This is a genomic window from Gilliamella sp. B2923 (assembly GCF_026536565.1).
GTDB lineage: Bacteria > Pseudomonadota > Gammaproteobacteria > Enterobacterales > Orbaceae > Gilliamella.
The window spans coordinates 175,449-195,194 of sequence record NZ_JAFNNZ010000003.1 but is presented as its reverse complement, the minus strand read 5'-3'; the positions used below and the strand labels follow the sequence as shown (position 1 = coordinate 195,194).

The window sequence follows — 19,746 nt, the reverse complement described above, 5'->3', positions numbered from 1 at the left end:
TAATCTTCATTCAATATTTAACCATAATAAATAAAAGTTAATTAAATTTCCGCTCTTCTGACGGCGTAATTCCAAAGGTCTTTTTATACAGAGTGGTAAAGTGAGTACTATTAATAAAACCGCAAAGTAATGATATTTCGGTAATAGTCATATCACTTTCTCGAATCTTTAATCTTGCTGACATTAACCTTAATCGTTTGATGTAATTTTCCGGCGTTAATCCGGTAGCTTGTTTAATATGCCTAAACATGGTTCGTAACGTTAAATGAAAACGTTGAGCAATATCATGCCAATCATATTGATCAAAGCAGTTTTCTTGTAAATGATTAAGGAGCAGATGCAATTTATAGCGAGTATTATTTTTTTGTGCTTGTCCTTGCGATTGATTGATAATCGTGATGAGTTTAAAAAAAAGATATTCACGCACCGCTAAAGGTGTTTCTAAATTAAAGAGTTGGTCAATCACCATATTACATTCTTTGCGTAAAGTGGGAGTAAGCCAGATATAAGAATTTAAATCACTTGCGGAAATGGGATTTAAGAGATTTTCGATTTTATTTAAAAACACAAAATTACGATTAGGGTTAATCAGTACATTGGTTAATTTCAAAGTACCTAAATCGTCATAAAAATGGTAATCATGACCACGCACCAAAAACACATCGCCTTGTTGAATAAATAGCGGTTTGCCATTAATCACATGTAAACCATGCCCTTGTTCGACTATCACAAGCTCGTCAAATTCATGATTATGTTCAAGACTATTTCCTTCCGGATCACTTTTATAAAGCGCTAATTTATCAGATTCAGAATTAAAATAGGTGGCAATTTTTAAAGTATTCATCGTGTCAGTCCTAAATTTTAAATTAATCTTAAAAAAGTGATGATTGAAAATATTCAATTTAGTTAACCGTCAATCGCTTAGCTTAAATCGCCTCATCGCGGGTTATCATCCTGCTCTTAGCCTGTTAGCGGATGAGTAAATAAAAAATATTGCTGATGATTTATCGCAACAGTTTGAAATTAAAAACGATTATTCTGGTTATTGATTGTTGCAAAATGCAATTTTCAATCCTTTTATTAACACAATAAAGTAATCGACTTTTAGATAAAAAATAATAATTCAAAAAATGTGAACTTCCTCTACCTAATCTTTTTGCTGCTGCCATTTATCCTGCCAATCTGGCATTAACAAGGTGGCTGGGTTAATTCGGGCATGGCTATACTTTTAACTCTATTTATAGGAGGAATGTATGGCACAAGAGATACAGAAAAATGATCATGTCGTTATGGTTAAAGATAAATCTTTCATTGCAAAAGCCGAAAAGTTATTGCCCACTCTTCATCACAAAGCTATTTACCCGCAAGACATTATCACACTAATTCAAGACCCTACCGCTATTTATGGTTGGTCAGCTAAAGTGGTGAGCAGTGCACATGAGTATTTCACAAAAGCCTTTCAATCGGGTGAGAGTTTTATTATTGATTTTGGTCAACACGCAGTGGGTTATTTATCGTTTTTGTGCCAAAGCGTTGGCAGTCCACCCGATGCGCCAGCGCATATCAAGTTCACTTTTGGTGAAACGCTGTGTGAAGTGGCTGAACCTTTTAGCCAATATCAAGGCTGGTTAAGCAAAAGTTGGTTGCAACAGCATGATGAATATATCGATATTTTACCGGCCAAGGTCGACCTAACGCGCCGTTATTGCTTTCGCTATTTAAAAATTGATGTGGTTTCCTTGTCGCCAAAATATCAGATTAAATTTCAAGATATCACCTTAAATACCGTCAGCTCAGCGCCGGATAATTGTGTCATCTATCAAAGTAACGACCCGCAGTTAGCAAAAATCGATAAAGTTTCAGTGCTGACACTACATAACTGTATGCAAGAGGTATTCGAGGACGGTCCAAAACGTGATCGTCGGTTATGGTTAGGTGATTTACGGCTGCAAGCGTTGGTTAATGATGTCACATTTAAACAGTATGATTTAGTGCGCCGATGTTTATATCTGTTTGCCAGTCATCGCCGTGAAGACGGTATGGTATCGGCCAATATTTTTGTTAAACCCGATATTATCGCTGATGATACCTTTCTATATGATTATTCGCTTTTTTATGTCGATGTGCTTTATAACTATTTTCTGCAAACACACGATGAACAGACCGTTAAAGAGCTATGGCCAATTGCGCTAAGACAGATCGAAATTGCTCTCGAACGCTGTGATAAACATGGCTTAGTGACTGATAGTGATGATTGGTGGTCGTTTATTGACTGGCATGAAGCGTTAAATAAACAAGGGGCTTCACAAGGGGTGTTAATTTACTGTGTTGATAAAGCCCTGCGGTTGGCTCAACAGTTACAACCGGCGATAACCGCAAGCCTACAACAAACGCTCGATCACTTAAAGCAGGCGGCAAGAACATTATGGGATGATAAATCGGGTTTTTACGTCAGCGGTGCCGATCGTCAAGTGAGCTATGCAACGCAAATTTGGATGATTTTAGCTGAGGTTGATGATTTACCACAGCAACAAACACTGATGCGCAATCTGCTCAATTCTCCTCCTGCAATTAATATGAATACCCCATATCTGCGTCATCACTTTATCGCTGCCCTTTTCAAAACCGGCATGCAACAGCAAGCAATCGATGAGATCAAAGCCTATTGGGGAAAAATGGTTGATTATGGCGCAGATACATTTTGGGAGCTCTTTGATCCACAAAATCCAAGCTATTCGCCTTATGGTAGCAAAATCATCAACAGTTATTGCCACGCATGGAGTTGTACACCGGCATGGTTTATTCGTCAGTATTCTCTTTAAATCGATAAAAGGATTCAAACATGGTCAGTTCAGTATTTAAATTATGGCGACAACGTATAGGCTACGGAATTGCCGATCTCTCTTGTAATTTAGTCTGGCAATTAATATCGCTCTATTTAATGTTTTTCTATACCGATGTCATGGAGCTACCTGCTTACTATGTCGGTATTATGTTCTTAGTTACTCGTCTGGTTGACGGGGTAGCCGATGTCTTAATGGGGCTGGTTATTGATAACACCTCAACCCGTTGGGGGCGTTGCCGTCCATGGCTTCTTATTGGTGCCGTGCCGTTTGGACTATTATGTATATTGGCTTTTTACGTGCCGGATTTTGGTACAACCGGTAAGCTTATTTATGCCTTTATTACCTATTTGTGCCTGTCATTTATCTATACGGTTGTGAATATTCCTTTTTGTGCGATGTTGCCATTTTTAACGGCTGATTCATTAGAACGTACAACTCTTTCATCAGTAAGAATTCTGCTCGGATCACTAGGCTCAACCATTGTCGCTGTGGCGACACTTCCATTAGTGAAAAGCTTAGGACAGGGTAATCAAAATCAGGGCTTTTTATATACTGCCATTATCTTTGGTGTGATTGCCACTTTCTTTTTAATTGTTAGTTTTAAAAACGTAGAAGAGAAGATCACCATAAAACAAGAGCGCATGACGCTAGCTCGAGCTTGGCAGGGTTTAAAGGACAATACACCATGGAAGATTTTTGCCTTTAACATCTTTTTGATGTGGGGAGCATTCTTTTTGCAAATGGGCGCATTAGTTTACTATTTTAACTATTATGTGCAAAATCCGGAGTTAACTGCTGTCATTGCCGGTATTTCGACCTTTGTGCCATTAATCGGAACCTTGACCGTCCCTCTGTTAGCAAGCTATATGAAAAAACGTCATATCTATCTGTTTTCCAGCACAATCAACCTTATCGGTATGGGCATAATGATTGTGTTTGATGTGAATCAAATCGGTTTGATTGTCGGTGCGGTAGTGTTATCCATTGGCGCCGGACAACGAACAGCAATCTATTTTTCAATGCAAGCTGATCCGGTTGATTATGGTGTATGGAAAACCGGTATTAACACTGCGGGCATTTTAACCTCGATTAACGGGTTTTTAGGCAAAGTCGCCATGGCGGGTGCTGGCGCTATCACCGGCTTTTTGCTTTCATCCGGTGGCTATACCGCCAATGCCGTACAAACCCCAAGCGCACTGTTTGCGATCAAACTTTGCTATCTCTACCTCCCGGCAATTTTAATTATCGCCTCAATGTTTTGGATCGGTAGGTTTTACAAACTCGATGATATTTATGCCTCAATTTGTAACGAGCTTGAAGCAAGACGACAAATTAATGCAGATAAATCATAGTTGGACATGTTATTTAGTAATCTATAAGGAAAGGTCTATGAAGTTAAAAATAATGGTAGGCGTCTGTTGTTTATATTCCGCATCAACTTTAGCAGCAATCGAATGGCAGACAGAGCAAGGCACACTAAAATTATATGGTGATGTTGAGTTTAATATTGATGCGGCAAGTAAAAAACATCAATTAACTTCGCTTAAAACAACGGCAAAAAAGGATTTTGATGCGAAAGACGGCGATCGTTGGGATATTAATGGTCGAATCTTAATTGGTTTAGACGGTAAACGAGAGCTGGCAAATAATGCTTATGCCGGATTTTCCGTTCAGCCACTGGCTGACTTAAGTGGCAAAGTGAATTTAGATGATGCAAGCTTCTTCTTTGGGCATAAACAAGATTGGCAGATCAAAGTCGGACGCTTTGAAGCTTATGATATGTTCCCATTAGGGCAAGATACGTTTATTGAATATTCGGGCAATACCGCCAATGATCTCTATAGCGATGGATTTGGCTATATCTATATGATGAAAGAGGGACGAGGGCGCAGTAGTACCGGCGGTGCTTTAGAGTTAGCCAAACAATTTGGCGATTTCAATTTTCAAATCAATTCAATGGTAAAAGACGGTACAACGCTGTTTAACGATAGTACCTACCATGGCTATAAACTACGTAAAGAAAAAAACGTCGTCTATTTACGACCGGTTATCGCTTACAACAATGGTACCATTTCAGCAGCAGCGGCGGTTGAGCATAATGTTGTGAGCAATGCTTACCGTTATTATGATGAAGTTAAAGATAAATGGTTAGATCAATCTAAACGTACTGGCTATGGCTTAACATTTAGCTGGAACAGTGAAGGTGATTTTAATCAATCGGCGCAAGGCTTATTGATTAATTCCAGCTTGGCATATTTAGATGCTGAGCAAGAAAAAGATTTTACCGCAGGCTTAAATGGTGTTTGGAATAACATTGGTCTGGGTTATATTTTTGCCGCGAATGATATTAAAACGTTTAATCCTAACTATAAAGATAAAAGTGGGATATCGACCAAAGGCAAATATAAAATACATACTATCAACGCCTCTTATTTAATCCCAAATGTGATGGAAATGGATAATTTTAATCTTTATCTAGGGACTTATTGGTCACATCTTGATCGGGATAAAAAGCAAGGCGGTGATAGCGATAATCGCTATGGTGCAAGATTGCGATTTAAATATCTATTCTAAGTAAATCTCACTAAATTAACCAATTAATTCACACAGCAAGGTCATAATCAAACCGGCCTTGCTTTATGCTTTAATTTGCAGCATACGATTGGTTTTAAGGGCTTATTCAAAGCAAACCGGAAAAGGATCGTGCTGCCTATGGATTTAACATTTCGATCCCACCAACAAGTAACTATGGATTAGCTTAACTGTGATAGCCGTAAACTAACCCATTATGCCGATTGATTAAAAAAATATCAGATGATTAACGATAAACACTGGTATTAAAATCGCCACTGACCACTTCATATAACCGAAAAAGCCGGGCATGGCGATGTTGTTTTGGCTGGCAATGTTTTTCACCATAAAATTAGGGGCATTACCAATATAGCTCAGTGCGCCCATAAATACTGATCCCATTGATATGGCTAACAGCGTGTTTGTCAGCGTGGTCATTAACATTGGTGCATCGCCGCCGGCTAGGTTGAAAAAGACCAAATAAGTCGGCGCATTATCTAAAAAGCCGGAAAGCAACCCAGTAAACCAAAAATACATTCCATTTATTGGCTCGCCTTGTGACGTATTGACCAGCGAAACCAGTGAAGCTAAAGCGCCGTTATTGCCTGCCCGTAAAATAGCCAGCATCGGAACGATAGTGATAAAAATGCCGATAAATAATTTTGCCACTTCAATCAGTGGATCCCAATTAAACTCATTACCCGCTCGCACCTGCTTTGGCGTGATGCGGATTGAAATAAGGGTAATAAGAATAAAGAATAGATCCCGTATTAAGTTGGACAGTGTGATATGGGCACCTAAAATTGTAAAACTGATAGACGATTGCCAGATGCCCGAAACCAATACATTAGCAATAATCGCCACTAATAACAGCAAATTTTTTATGCCATAAACTTTCGTTGGCTCTTTGCTTTTAGCGGTCATCGTCGTTGCTAATTTGCCATACTGCCGGCAAAAATAGTGGCGATCAATCATATAATAAATCGCTAATAATATTGCTGTAGTTAGCCATACCGGCAGTAACATATGTTTAACTGTCCAACTAAAGCTTACACCTTTTAAAAAACCAATGAACAACGGCGGATCGCCTAATGGCGTTAATCCGCCGCCAATATTTGCCACAAGAAAGATAAAAAAGATAACGGTATGAACGGTATATTGGCGTTCTCGATTGGCTCGAATTAAAGGACGGATCATTAACATAGCCGCCCCAGTTGTGCCCATGATCGACGCTAGCAAAGTGCCCAGCGCCAATAAGCCAACATTGAATTTAGGGGTACTTTTCATCGGGCTTTTAACTAAGATACCACCGGACACGGTAAACAGTGCCAGCAGTAACAAAATAAACGGAATATACTCTTCTAATATGGCATGGGCGGTTAAGTAAATCGTTGATTGAAGGCCGAATGAAAACAGTGCGGAAACTAAAAATAGCAACGTCCAACCGCAAATAATTTTACCATAATGGTGATGCCATAATTGCGGTAAAAAAAGTGGCATTAAAGCAATCGACAACAAAATACCAATAAACGGCACGCCCCAAAATAACGACAAACTATCGCCATTAAATTGTGCCGCATAAAGATCAAATGGCATAAACAGTAATAACATAATTGGTAACAAGGAGCGGTAAATAGGCTTTTTCATGGCATTGTCAATTGGCTTAAAAGGGCAAAATTATAACAAATCCGAATTGATTTATCGAATAGTTATCAGTGAGCTAAAAGAGCCGGTTGATCAAATGATAGGTAAACTTGTGAGCTGTTTAATCACTCACCATTAAAATCGATATAACCTGTTTATCATTGTGCCAATCGGCTATCAGTGGTTTAAGTATTTAATCATACAGGCATGATGTAATTTATTACTTTTAATTGGCTTCACAGCATAAAACACTATTTTTATACTAAAACATCTATATTTTCTGAAACATCTTGACAAGATTTATCAACGACAATTTAAAGTTTCTTGTTTGATTGCTTGAACAGCTTTCGCTTTTGCTGGCTTAATTCAAACAAGTTATTTGCTAGGTTGGCGGGTATCCTTTTTGCTAAAACGTGGGTATTTTCTGAAACTTCTTGACAAGATTTATCAACGACAATTTAAAGTTTCTTGCTTGATTGCTTAAACTACTTTCATCTTTGCTAGCTTACTTCAAGCAAATTGTTTGCTTAGGCTGTTAAGTATTCTTTATACTGAAACGCCTATATTTTCTGAAACTTCTTGACAAGAATTACCAACAGCAATTTTAATTTTCTTGCTTGATTGCTTAAACTGCTTTTGCTTTTGCTGGCTTAATTCAAACAAGTTATTTGCTAGGTTGGTAAGTATTCTTTTTGCTAAAACGAGGGTATTATCTGAAACTTCTTGGCGAGATTTAACAACGGCAATTTAAGGTTTCTTGCATGATTGCTTAAACTGCTTTCATTTTTGCTAAAACGTAGGTATTTTCTGAAGCTTCTTGACAAGATTTATCAGCAACAAGTTAATTTTCTTGCTTGATTGCCTAAACTGCTTTCGCCATTGTTAGTTTAATTCAAACAAGTTGTTAGCTTAGGTTGGCGGGTATTTTGCTAAAACGTGGGTATTTTCTGAAACTTCTTGACAAGAATTACCAACAGCAATTTTAATTTTCTTATTTGATTGCTTAAACTGCTTTCACCTTTGCTAGCTTAATTCAAGCAATTACATTGCTTCGATTGGTTGCTGAACAATTGTGATAAGCGTCAATACCAACAAGGTAAAACACAGCTTAACTATTTAGTAGGATACCGACGAACGTAGCAAAAATAGCGAAGTGAAAAGACAACTATTTTTGCAATAATTTGCTGTGATATTGGCGTCGGTATTCGGTTGGTGAGCGTTCGGTCTGTTTTCGGAAAATTCGGCAAAAATAGTTACTGTCTTTAAATCCCGATGCTAAAGCGACCTCTTTGATATTGAGATCATACTCTTTAAGCAGCGATTTAGCATATTCTAATCGAATATAGTTAAGATATTCATTCAATCCCATTTTTCCTTCCCGTTGAAATAAGTGAGATAGATAGTTGGGCGAAATATAAAATAAATTTGCCAGCACATCACGGCTGATATCTTCGCGAAAATGGCTATCAATATAGCTTCGAATCGCCTGAAATAAGCTGGTTGTTTTGGAGCTAGTTTTTACATCGGCATTGAGTAAATCTAATGTATCGCTCAGTAAGCTTTGAATCAGAAAATAGGCGGTTTGATTTTGTACAGACGGTTGATTATGCCAGGTTAGCTCTGCCAGTGATTGCAGGATAAAAGTGCCGATGCGGGGGCCTCGTCTGGGCAGAGTAATTTGGCTATAAGGCTCTGCATTGCTGCCGTCCCAACGGGTTAAACTCAAGCAAATTTGTTGTTTATCATACAAAATACTTAAGCTGGTGCAGGCACTGGTCTTTAACGGTTTATACCAACTATGTGCGGTAATATAGAGCAGATCGTCAGTCGATAAGGTTTTTTCAATTCTATTGCCGTCATTATCTGCCCACTGTATCAAAAGTTTGCCCGCTAATACGATCTCAATTTTCGGCACTTCGGTTTGGTAAGCGTGTAAAGGTTTCGCTTGCGCTTTATTGGCAAAGTAGCGATGTTTGATTTGCTGTGCGCAATTGACATAATCAGCTAATATTTGATTGATATCTTTCTTCATATGGCTAAACCGTAAATGAATCAAGCAATGAATAATGACAATTATATAATTTTGTTATCTTGATTAAAAACGATAAAAAACGATTTTCATTGGCGCTATTTTACCGTTTAATTTATTGTGTGATCTAGATCGCAATTTTTCATTGAGCGTACAAAAATCCAGTAAAGATCAACATTGTCATCTAGGCTAACAGTTCACTATTTTTTACCATGCTCACTATCCATTGACTAATGAGAAAAATAGTAATTAGGAGTGACGCATGGAATTATATTTAGATACCGCAGATGTTGATGCGATTAAACGTTTAGCCGCAATTTTACCGATAAAAGGGGTAACCACCAATCCCAGCATTGTAGCAAAATCAGGTAAGCCAATTTTTGAGCTGTTAACTGAGCTACAAGATCTGTTAGGCACCGATAAAGTGCTGTTTGCTCAAGTACTTTCAAGTGATGCTAAAGCAATGATAAAAGAAGCAGAGCAGCTCAGAAAAGTGGTGCCTAATATTGTGACAAAAATTCCGGTCAATGCCGAAGGTTTAAAAGCGATTAAGGCGTTAAGCGAGCAAGGAATTGCAACATTAGGCACGGCTGTTTACGGCGCCGGGCAGGGCTTTTTGGCGGCATTAGCTGGGGCAAAATATATTGCTCCTTACGTTAACCGAATCGATGCACAGGGCGGAAACAGCAAAGATACCGTGCAGGAACTGCAAAAACTGCTGGATTTGCATTGCCCGGAGTCAATCGTTTTGGCGGCCAGTTTCCGAACACCAAGACAGGCGTTAGATTGTCTGTTAGCCGGCTGTCAAGGCGTTACTTTGCCGGTCGATGTCGCTGAGCTGTTTATTTCCGATCCCGCTGTTGATGCGGCTATCGCCAAATTTGATCAGGATTGGTGTAAAGCTTTTGGCGCCTTAACTTATTGATGTTTATCATGAGATATAGCCTATTTAACTGCTTACAGCGTTAAATGGGCTTATCTAATTTTCCGATTAAAAAGATAGCATCTTATCGAATGAATTTGGGGTATGATAGTTAAATCAAGTTGATTAACTGAAAATAAGGAATGCCCGTTATGCCAAAATCTTCTACAAGGACTATCGTCAATGCGCTTTTAACGGTATTGAAGGTTGAACAGCTATCAAAAAGTTATTTACGACTCCATTTTCGTTGTGAAAAACCGCTGGGAGTGGACCCTTTATGGATTTGCCCGCATGTCAAATTGCTATTTGCCGAACCGACAACAGGTGAGATTACTTTTCCTAAGCTAGATGAAAATAATAAGATTGTTGTTAACGATAAGATCCGTAAACTTGCCCGTAGCTATAGTATCCGCCATTATGATGCTGTCACTAACCAATTAGTGATCGACTTTGTCATTCACCCAACCGGGCTGGCATCGGTTTGGGCTCAGCAGGCTAAAGCGGGGGATCAGATTGGTCTTGTTGGTGCAGCAAGTAAACTTGCTTATCATCAACAAAATTTAGTTTTAATTGGTGATGTGTCAGCCGTGCCAGCTATTAGCTACACATTGGAAAATTTACCCGCTCAAGCGAAAGTGCAGGCTTTTTTAGCGGTGAATGATAAAAGTGATATTTTGCCCTTGTCTTTCAGCGCTGATTTTAAAGTCACTTGGTTGGTGGCTAATTCTCATCAACCCGATGAGTTTATCGAAGCGATAAAAGGTGCTAATATCCCCAATAGTTCTGATCTGTTTTTTTGGGGGGGCATGGAGTGCAATTTAGCTCGGCTTATGCGGCAAACGCTTAAAGATATATATCGTGATTTATCACCGGATGCGATACATATTATCAGCTATTGGCGAGAAGGTTATGCGGAAGGGGAGTTTAAACATCGTGATTAATCCGTCATTTACGTAATGAATATTTTAGCCCACTTACATTTAGCCACCTTGGCTAATAGTTCGTTAATTGGTAATACCGTTGCCGATTTTGTCAAAGGTGATCCCTATTTGGCGTATCCTAAAACGATTGCTGACGGCATTATTCTGCATCGAAAAATTGATAGCCTGATTGATAGCTTGCCGGAAGTGCAACAAGCCAAACAACTCTTTTGCTCGCCGCATCGGCGTGTAGCGCCAATTGCTCTGGATATTGTCTGGGACCATTTTTTATCAAAATATTGGGCAAAATATGGGCTTAGTATCAGTGTGTCGGAGTTTAATCAATATGCTAAACAGCAGATACAACCCTCTATCAGTGCCTATCCTAGTGAATATCAACATTTTATGCATGCAATGTGGCGAGGGGAGTGGTTGGTAAATTATGCGTCGCTCGATTTTGTTGCGCAGGTATTAACTGGCATGGCGTCAAGAAGACCAAAATTAGCAAGTCTGCAAGACACCATTATCGATATTGGTCAACACTATGATGCATTAGCCTCGCTATTTTTTCAGCTTTATCCGAAAATGTGTGACCATGTTAAGCTATTGTCAGTCAGTTAAATTTAATGCTATCGGTCTAAGCTCAATAAAGCTGAGTAAAACCGATAGCAAAGCGTGATGTCATGGTCGCTTAATTTGGAAGTGTTATCTTCCCGTTTTCTATTTTGATCAAATCTTTTGAGTCCGGCGTTTGTAAAATAGGGACTAGATTTTTGGATGTGGCTTGTGGCGCATGGCCAGAATTACCCCCTCGGGCTTTGGCTCGAACTAATTGGTTTTCCGGCAAAGCTGTTTTATTGTCTGAGGTCACGTTAGACCATAACCACTCCATGGCATCTTCACCATAGTAATCTATCGCAAGCAATGTATTATCAAATGGTGCGGTACCGTCTAAATAACCGGCGTTTTCAACTTCAATATAACGCAGTTGTGATGCCGGTCCTTCAATCTTACTATTTAAAGCCACATATGCACGTGAGGTGTCATTTGGTAACTGTTTAACATTATTGGCACCATGCACAATAATCGTTTTTTTATTGCGTAAATCACCCGTAGCTAACACTTGCTTATGCCCATTGATGACTCTTGGATCGTTTATTTTTTCCCGTAAGCAAATTGCTCCTTTGGTACCATAATCAATTTTTCCTTGGGTCTCTGTTTGGGAATAAAACTCACGACGAGGTGATAAGAGATCTTTGTTTTCTACCAGATCTAAAATAGTGGCATCATCTCCATTCCAAACCGGCAAGTGTCCATTGGACAGACCCCATATTTGTTCAAATGGGATTGCTTGTAACGCTTCAACTTTGCCTTGATACATGATTGGGCTTTGTTGGGTACTTGCGACCGAATAATCGCACATGTTTTCAGTCACATCATATCGACCATAGGCGCTGATATATTGATAAGGAAAGCCGATTGATTCGGTATAGTAAAAATAGGGTAGCTGGTAGTTTAAATCTGCTGTAAATCCGTATGGCTCAAGCTGTTTCAACGCTTCTTCCGGCGTGCCTTGTTTAAGTAAACCGGCTTTTTTTAATGCTTCACAGCGATTAAGCGAATAGAGGTATTTTGATGCATAAGGTACATTATCATCGAATTTACTTGGTTTGATAGCGGATATGGCACAAGGAATATATAGCGCTGCTTGTGTGCTATAGTCGATCAAGGATTTTGGCATCAGCGATTTGGTTTTATTTCCTTTTTGAATAATTAATTGGTTGTTATCAATTGACGGTTGTATTTGAGGATTGACAGCGACAATCCCATTAATAATATTATTGCGATCTAATTCGCCGGCTTTTAATGCGGCGCCCGCTCCGTCACCGGCAGCATAAACTAAAACAATGGTGTTATCTTTATGAAATGAGATCCATTTCTTACTCGGGTATAAATTATTGAGTTCATAAAATGCAAATTCAATCGATTTGATAACATATTCACCCCAACGCTGTTCCGGGTTCATTTTGGAGTGAAGTTGTTTTATTGCGTAACGATTTGGATAGTTTTTAATATAACTTTCATGATTACTAATTTGGGGTTGAAATAAGATATTGTCTTTATCGGTTTTACCGTCCACTGTAAAGCCTTGTCCGGTGGTAATATCATAAACACCATTACCTAATCCTTTATCGTTATAGACAACTGCACAGTTATGGCGTAATCCCCAAAGCCCACGGATTTGCACATCTTTGGCATTATATAGCCCGTCTGAGTCGGTGGCGGGCACTGCAACGATACATGGATTGTTTTTATCAAAATCCAGCGGAATTTGTAATAACATGCCAACTCTTTCATTGACATGATAGGTCGCTAATATTTCACTTCCGGCGATTTTACCGTCAAATAGTGGCGTTAATTTTTCACGTTGGAAACCAAATAGCGAGCCTTCTGCAGTTTTAGCATCAATAAATCGATTGAGTTTCGCTTGTCTCAGCTCTTGGGTGGTTGGATTAGTTGGATCGGCAAAGGTTGGGGCATTATAAGATTGCGTTAATGCAGTAAAGCCAATTCCGCCTGTGACTAAGTCATCACTGTCACCGTCATAGTAATTTACACTGTTAATGGTCAGACCGCCTGGAATTGGATTTCCCGGAATATTTTTATGGCTAAAATCTCTATGGTAATTTGATTCAGTGTCGGCAAGAACGGGATTGGCAACAAATGAGAAAAATATTAATGATGCAATCGTTTTTGTTTTTATCTTTTTTATTGGTAAGTTCATTACTATTATATCCTATCCTTTTTACATCTATTAAGGGATTCAATCTATTAATTATACACAATATTTTACTGATTTTGTGGTAAATTTAAGTTACAAAGTGCCCAAAAGGCTGCAATAATCTTTTCAGATAACCGCCTTTTTTGCACACAGATGCCTATATCAAAAGGTTCCATTAAATTGGTTGACCATTCGATGATTCGTTCTCTGACTCTTTCCGGGCTATTATCCATAACCACTTTCGGTAACAGTGCCACGCCACAACCTAACGCGACCATAGAGACAATGGCTTCATGGCCTGAGACAGTCGCATAGATTTTGGGGCTGGTAATTTTTTGCTGTTTAAACCATAAGTCAATGCGGTGCCGACTGGGCCCATGTTCCGGTAAAATAAACGGAATGTGATGCCAGTCGGGGACTTTTTGATGAAGCTTATCGCTAAATGAACTATTGAGTTTCGGGATAAGTAGCACCATGTCTATTTCACCAAATTTTAAAAATTCAACTCCGGACGGTAGTTGTTTTGGTTTACCGGCAATGGCTAAATCAGCTTGGTTGGATTGTATTTTTTCAACTGCATCCGCCGCATCACCGGTTGATAATTTAATTTCCACTAAAGGGTAGTTAATACGAAATCTATCGAGGATTTCGGGTAAATGGCTATAGGCGGCGGTGACTGAGCAAAAAAGTGTCAGTTCACCCACTAGCTGATGTTTACTTTGATCTAATTCAAGTCTAAGTTGCTGATGTAAGTTAATCATTTGCTGAGCATAACGTTTAACTTTTTCACCCTCAGCGGTAATTTGTACTTGACGGTTATCACGAATAAACAGCGGATGACCAAAGTGCTCTTCCAACCGTTGAATCTGTCTGGATAAGGTCGAAGGGCTAACGTGCATAGCGTCAGCGGTCATACCAAAATGGCAAGTTTCACATAAATGTAAGTATAACTTTAAGTCACGAATATTCATTGTTTATTCCGTTTTATACTAAAACGTTAGGTAAATCTGAAACATCTTGTCAACACAGTGATGCTAATGGATGATTTTCTTGTAATGCAATTATTATGCATAGATAGCGTAATAAGGCAAATAAGATAAACAACTTAAATAGCAATGTATAGCGATACCTGTTAAAATAGCCGATTATTTTTTGTTGGTTGACACAGTAAACTTTATGACAGAACAAGCTTATTTAGATCAAGTAAATACTCGTCGCACATTTGCGATCATCTCTCACCCGGATGCGGGTAAAACCACCATTACGGAAAAGGTGTTGTTATTCGGTCACGCTATCCAAACTGCCGGAACGGTAAAAGGTCGAGGTGCTAATGCGCAGCATGCTAAATCTGATTGGATGGAAATGGAAAAACAGCGTGGGATTTCAATTACAACTTCAGTAATGCAATTTCCCTATAATGACTGTTTAGTCAATTTACTTGATACCCCTGGACACGAAGACTTTTCTGAAGATACTTATCGAACCTTAACCGCTGTTGATAGCTGTTTAATGGTAATTGATGCGGCAAAAGGGGTTGAGGATCGTACCCGTAAACTTATGGAAGTGACCCGATTACGTAATACACCGATTCTCACTTTTATGAATAAACTTGACCGTGATATTCGTGATCCTATGGAACTGCTCGATGAGGTTGAAAGTGAACTCAACATTATGTGTGCTCCGATTACCTGGCCGATAGGTTGTGGTAAATTATTTAAAGGTGTCTATCATTTAGCGAAAGATGAAACCTATCTTTACCAATCCGGTCAAGGTCACACTATTCAAGAAGTACGCATAATCAAAGGATTAGCTAATCCTGAGCTAGATTCAGCGGTTGGCGAGGATTTAGCTCAGCAATTGCGGGATGAACTTGAACTGGTGCAAGGTGCATCAAATGAGTTCGATTTAGAGGCGTTTTTATCCGGCGATTTAACTCCGGTCTTCTTTGGTACCGCATTAGGTAATTTTGGCGTTGATCATATGCTCGACGGTTTAACTGCTTGGGCACCGGCGCCACAACCTCGGCAAACGGATAAACGTGAAGTCAAAGCAAGCGAGGAAAAATTTACCGGTTTTGTGTTTAAGATTCAAGCGAATATGGATCCTAAACATCGTGATCGGGTAGCATTTATGCGCATTGTGTCGGGTAAATATGAAAAGGGCATGAAACTACGTCATGTTCGTATTGCTAAAGATGTCAATATCTCTGATGCATTAACGTTTATGGCCGGCGATCGTGATCATGTTGAGCAAGCTTATGCCGGTGATATTATTGGTTTACACAATCATGGTACCATTCAAATCGGTGACACGTTTACTCAAGGGGAAGATCTTAAATTTACCGGTATTCCTAATTTTGCTCCGGAACTATTTCGCCGTATCCGCTTAAAAGATCCATTAAAACAGAAACAGTTATTAAAAGGGCTAGTGCAATTATCTGAAGAAGGTGCGGTGCAGGTTTTCCGTCCAATTGCTAATAACGATTTAATTGTTGGCGCAGTTGGGGTACTGCAATTTGATGTGGTGGTTGCTCGCTTAAAATCAGAATATAACGTTGAAGCCATTTATGAGCCAGTGAATGTCACCACCGCTCGTTGGGTTGAGTGCGCCGATGCGAAGAAATTAGAAGAGTTCAAGCGTAAATGTGAACAAAATCTGGCATTAGACGGTGGCGACAACTTGTCATATATTGCGCCAAGTATGGTCAATTTAAATCTGACTCAAGAGCGTTATCCGGATATTGAATTTAGAAAAACTCGTGAACATTAATTTACGCTTAAACCAGTAACTTACACACTACTTCCAAATGAGAGCTGATCTGTTCAGCTCTTTTTTTATTATATTGTTTTAGTTAATTTGTATTATTGGTTATCTGTGATACACTCATTACGTTTTTACCTTCCTTAAATGATGATTTGATTGACTTTAATCAGTTTGTTACCTGTCAGCATCTAAAGCAAATTAAAAAATCATCAAATAGTTATCAATACGTTCCACATAAGTTGCTATAACTTTATGTATAGGTATTTTCTTTTAGCTTTATTTAATAAGTTCGACATATAATGGTTTTTTTGGATAAAAACGGGTATGGATAAGATGAAATTTAACCTGATAGTTATTACGGTATTAAGCGTTATGAGTTTTAATACCGCCTTTGCTGTAGATAAAAATATGACAAAATCAATATCATACGAAAAAGTACAACAAAGTGAACGCGATGATCGCCAATATCAAGTTATTGAACTTGATAATAAAATGCGAGTATTGCTCGTTTCCGATCCTAAAGCGGTAAAATCGCTGGGTTCTTTAGCATTGCCGGTTGGCTCATTGCAAGATCCGAAGGATCAACAAGGTCTAGCGCATTATACCGAACATATGGTATTAATGGGCTCAAAAAAATACCCACAGCCGGCGAGTTTTTCTGAATTCTTAAATCGCCATGCCGGTAAATACAATGCCAGCACAACAGCAAACCGCACTGCATTTTATTTTGAGGTTGAAAATAGTGCGTTTGATAAAGCCTTAGACTATTTGGCTGACGCCATTGCTGAGCCAAACTTAGATCCTAAATTTGCCGATAAAGAGCGAAACGCCGTCAATGCGGAAATGACAATGGGGCGTTCGAACGACGGATTTAGAATAGAGCAGGTGAATGCAGAAACCATTAATCCTCTTCATCCGTCTGCGCAATTTTCTGGCGGAAATTTAGAAACATTAAGTGATAAAGGCAACAGTAAATTGCAAACTGCATTAGTTGGCTTTCATGATAATTACTATTCGGCAAATATTATGGTCGGCATCATCTACAGTAGCCAAGATATGAGCCAATTATCTAAGATAGCCAAAGAGACCTTTGGTCGTATTCCCAATAAAAATATTATCGCCCCACGAGTTGATGTATCGGCTATGACATCTGATAGCGTAAGTAAACAGATTGACATGGTGCCGGCACAACCGAAAAAATTGCTGCTGTTACAGTTTCCTATGGAAAACAATTTGGCCGAATTTGCTGATAAAAGTGATGAGTATATCGCCTATTTAGTCAGTAATAGTAGCCCAAATACCCTTTCTGCCCAGTTACAAAAACAGGGCTTGATTGAAGGTATCAATACCTCTTTTGATCCTACCCGATTTGGTAATAGTGGTATTTTTAGTATCAATGTCAGTTTGACCGATGAAGGTCTTTTACAAAAAGATGAAGTCATCGGCGCGATTTTTAACTATTTGCACTTAATCCAAAAAGAGGGAATTTCGCAGGTCTATTATGATGAACTGAAAAAAGTTTTAGCATTGCAGTTTAAATATCAAACAATTGAACGTGATATGTCTTATGTGGAATGGCTATCGGATCAAATGCTGGTCTATCCGACAGCGCACGTGTTAAATTCGGATTATATCGCTGAGCGATTTGATAAATCTGCTATTGCGCAACGATTACAGACTTTAACGCCGGATAACTTAAGACTTTGGGTGATTTCACCGAATCAATCTACCGATAAAACGGCCTATTTTTTAGATGCGCCTTATAAGATTAAAAATATTACCGATGAGCAAAAATCACAATGGGCAACTTTAGGTGCGCACTATACGTTTAGTTTACCAGCATTAAATACTTATATTCCGGACGATTTCTCAATTTCTGAAAATAATAGCGCTCAAGTACTACCGGCTGAATTTAGCAAACGTGGTAACTTTATCCATTTTGCCAGCAAATATTTTGCCAACGAGCCTAAAGCGGCTATTTTGCTTTCATTACGTAACAATCAGGCATTTAGCGATGCTAAATCGGATGTCGCTTTTGATCTGTTAGATTATATTGTCGGTCGTGATTTGGATCAGTTGCAATTTCAAGCCAGTGTGGCGGGCATGTCATTATCAACCGATTATGATAACGGTTTGTTAATTAAAGCCAGCGGTTTTAGTCAGCACTTACCCGAAATGGTGACCACCATTGTTAATCGATATCGAAATGTGACCATTGATGATCAGAGCCTAGCGTTAGCTAAATCATGGTATCTTGAAAAGTTAGATAAATTAGATCACGTCAGAAGTTTAAGATTAGCGGTTGAACCATTAAATGGGCTATCGGATTTGCCACATTATATTGAGCGTAGTGAACAGCGCCAAATCACGCAAAATATCACTCGCGAGGACATTATCGCTTACCGTGATATGTTGATGACTCGTTCAGTGCTCTATATGCTCAGTTTAGGCAATTTGTCTAATCAAGACTCACTTGATCTTTATCATTCCATTCAAAAAGATTTAGCGGGAGATGTCGAATTTACGCCGTTTAGCAATTTGGTCATTAAAAAGCCATTACTTGCGCAAATCACTCAGCAAGCGAAAAGCTCTGATAATGCTTTATTAATGAGTTATATTCCTGCGGGTTATGATCGCATTAATAGCGGCATTTTAAGTTATACACTCTCGAAAATTATTGCCCCATGGTTTTATGACCAGTTACGAACTAATGAGCAACTCGGTTATGCGGTTTTTGCCGTTCCGGTCTATGTAGGCGATTCGTTAGGATTAGGTTTTATTGTACAAAGCAATCAGTATGATACCGCTTATTTGCTTAAACGTTATCAAGCGTTATATCCGACTATGTTAAGTAAGTTAGAAGCCTTAACAACGCAGGATATCGAGCAATACAAAAAAGCGGTGCTCGATGAACTGACTATGCCACCGCAAACACTGGAAGAAGAGCTTAATCTTTATTCATCAGATTATCGAAACTCCCGATTTACCTTCGATTCTAGAAATAAAAGAATTGAGCTATTGAAAAAGGTGACTCAGCAAGATTTAATCGATTTTTATCGACATTCGATTATTGAACCAAATGGCTTTGTGTTAGCCTCACAAGTACTGGGTAACAGTAACGATGCAGCTAAACCTAAAGTTGCGATTAAGGAATTTACTGAATATGAAAATGCCGCAGCACTACAAAAAGCCTTAATGGAGTAATCAGCCCAAACGCAGATAAAATCTGAAACATCTTCGCTTAAAATTGGCAATGTTATCACCTTGTG

General features: G+C 38.8%; 14 protein-coding genes. 9 read left to right on the top strand and 5 right to left on the bottom strand.

What is annotated here, in order from left to right:
- Positions 1-37: 37 nt before the first annotated feature.
- The gene (locus tag J3U42_RS05455) at positions 38-844 is read right to left on the bottom strand and encodes a helix-turn-helix domain-containing protein (RefSeq protein WP_220219268.1); all 807 of its coding nucleotides are present in this window, start codon (positions 842-844) and stop codon (positions 38-40) included.
- Positions 845-1,253: 409 nt separating this feature from the next.
- On the opposite strand from J3U42_RS05455, the gene J3U42_RS05450 reads away from it, so the two are divergent.
- From J3U42_RS05450 to J3U42_RS05440, 3 genes are read left to right on the top strand one after another with little or no spacing between them, the layout of a single operon-like run.
- Positions 1,254-2,822, top strand: coding sequence for a hypothetical protein (locus J3U42_RS05450; protein WP_267335884.1), 1,569 nt, complete (start codon positions 1,254-1,256; stop codon positions 2,820-2,822).
- 20 nt (positions 2,823-2,842) lie between these two features.
- Positions 2,843-4,198, top strand: a complete 1,356-nt coding sequence (locus J3U42_RS05445; protein WP_267335883.1) for an MFS transporter — start codon at positions 2,843-2,845, stop codon at positions 4,196-4,198.
- A 37-nt stretch (positions 4,199-4,235) separates the two neighbouring features.
- A complete protein-coding gene (locus tag J3U42_RS05440) occupies positions 4,236-5,420 on the top strand; it encodes a carbohydrate porin (protein ID WP_220219271.1) in 1,185 nt (394 codons plus the stop codon).
- Between the two features lie 225 nt (positions 5,421-5,645).
- Here J3U42_RS05440 and J3U42_RS05435 read toward each other — a convergent pair whose 3' ends face one another.
- Positions 5,646-7,064 (bottom strand): sodium:proton antiporter, encoded by a 1,419-nt coding sequence (locus tag J3U42_RS05435; protein ID WP_267335882.1) that lies wholly within the window; start codon positions 7,062-7,064, stop codon positions 5,646-5,648.
- On the opposite strand from J3U42_RS05435, the gene J3U42_RS05430 reads away from it, so the two are divergent.
- Positions 7,063-7,200 carry a hypothetical protein gene (locus J3U42_RS05430; protein ID WP_267328752.1) on the top strand — a complete coding sequence of 46 codons (138 nt, stop codon included), beginning with the start codon at positions 7,063-7,065 and terminating at the stop codon, positions 7,198-7,200. The genes J3U42_RS05435 and J3U42_RS05430 overlap by 2 nt on opposite strands.
- A gap of 1,026 nt (positions 7,201-8,226) precedes the next feature.
- On the opposite strand, the gene J3U42_RS05425 is transcribed toward J3U42_RS05430, so the two are convergent.
- Positions 8,227-9,093, bottom strand: a complete 867-nt coding sequence (locus tag J3U42_RS05425) for a helix-turn-helix domain-containing protein (RefSeq protein ID WP_267335881.1) — start codon at positions 9,091-9,093, stop codon at positions 8,227-8,229.
- Positions 9,094-9,352: 259 nt separating this feature from the next.
- Here J3U42_RS05425 and fsa point away from each other — a divergent pair, with 259 nt between their 5' ends.
- The 3 genes from fsa to J3U42_RS05410 all read left to right on the top strand — a co-directional run bounded on the left by fsa (position 9,353) and on the right by J3U42_RS05410 (position 11,553).
- Positions 9,353-10,015, top strand: a complete 663-nt coding sequence (gene fsa / locus J3U42_RS05420) for a fructose-6-phosphate aldolase (protein ID WP_267335880.1) — start codon at positions 9,353-9,355, stop codon at positions 10,013-10,015.
- Between the two features lie 149 nt (positions 10,016-10,164).
- Entirely contained in the window at positions 10,165-10,953 is a 789-nt protein-coding gene (locus tag J3U42_RS05415) for a siderophore-interacting protein (protein ID WP_267335879.1), read from the top strand.
- Between the two features lie 15 nt (positions 10,954-10,968).
- On the top strand, positions 10,969-11,553 hold the full coding sequence (locus J3U42_RS05410; protein WP_267335878.1) for an ACP phosphodiesterase: 585 nt from the start codon (positions 10,969-10,971) through the stop codon (positions 11,551-11,553).
- A gap of 70 nt (positions 11,554-11,623) precedes the next feature.
- On the opposite strand, the gene J3U42_RS05405 is transcribed toward J3U42_RS05410, so the two are convergent.
- Positions 11,624-13,717, bottom strand: a complete 2,094-nt coding sequence (locus J3U42_RS05405; RefSeq protein WP_267335877.1) for a 3-hydroxybutyrate oligomer hydrolase family protein — start codon at positions 13,715-13,717, stop codon at positions 11,624-11,626.
- Positions 13,718-13,782: 65 nt separating this feature from the next.
- Positions 13,783-14,685, bottom strand: coding sequence for an HTH-type transcriptional activator IlvY (gene ilvY, locus J3U42_RS05400; RefSeq protein ID WP_220219279.1), 903 nt, complete (start codon positions 14,683-14,685; stop codon positions 13,783-13,785).
- 205 nt (positions 14,686-14,890) lie between these two features.
- Here ilvY and prfC point away from each other — a divergent pair, with 205 nt between their 5' ends.
- Entirely contained in the window at positions 14,891-16,483 is a 1,593-nt protein-coding gene (gene prfC, locus J3U42_RS05395; RefSeq protein WP_220219280.1) for a peptide chain release factor 3, read from the top strand.
- Positions 16,484-16,801: 318 nt separating this feature from the next.
- Complete coding sequence (gene ptrA / locus J3U42_RS05390; RefSeq protein ID WP_267335876.1) at positions 16,802-19,681, top strand: pitrilysin; 2,880 nt, start codon at positions 16,802-16,804, stop codon at positions 19,679-19,681.
- Positions 19,682-19,746: the final 65 nt, after the last annotated feature.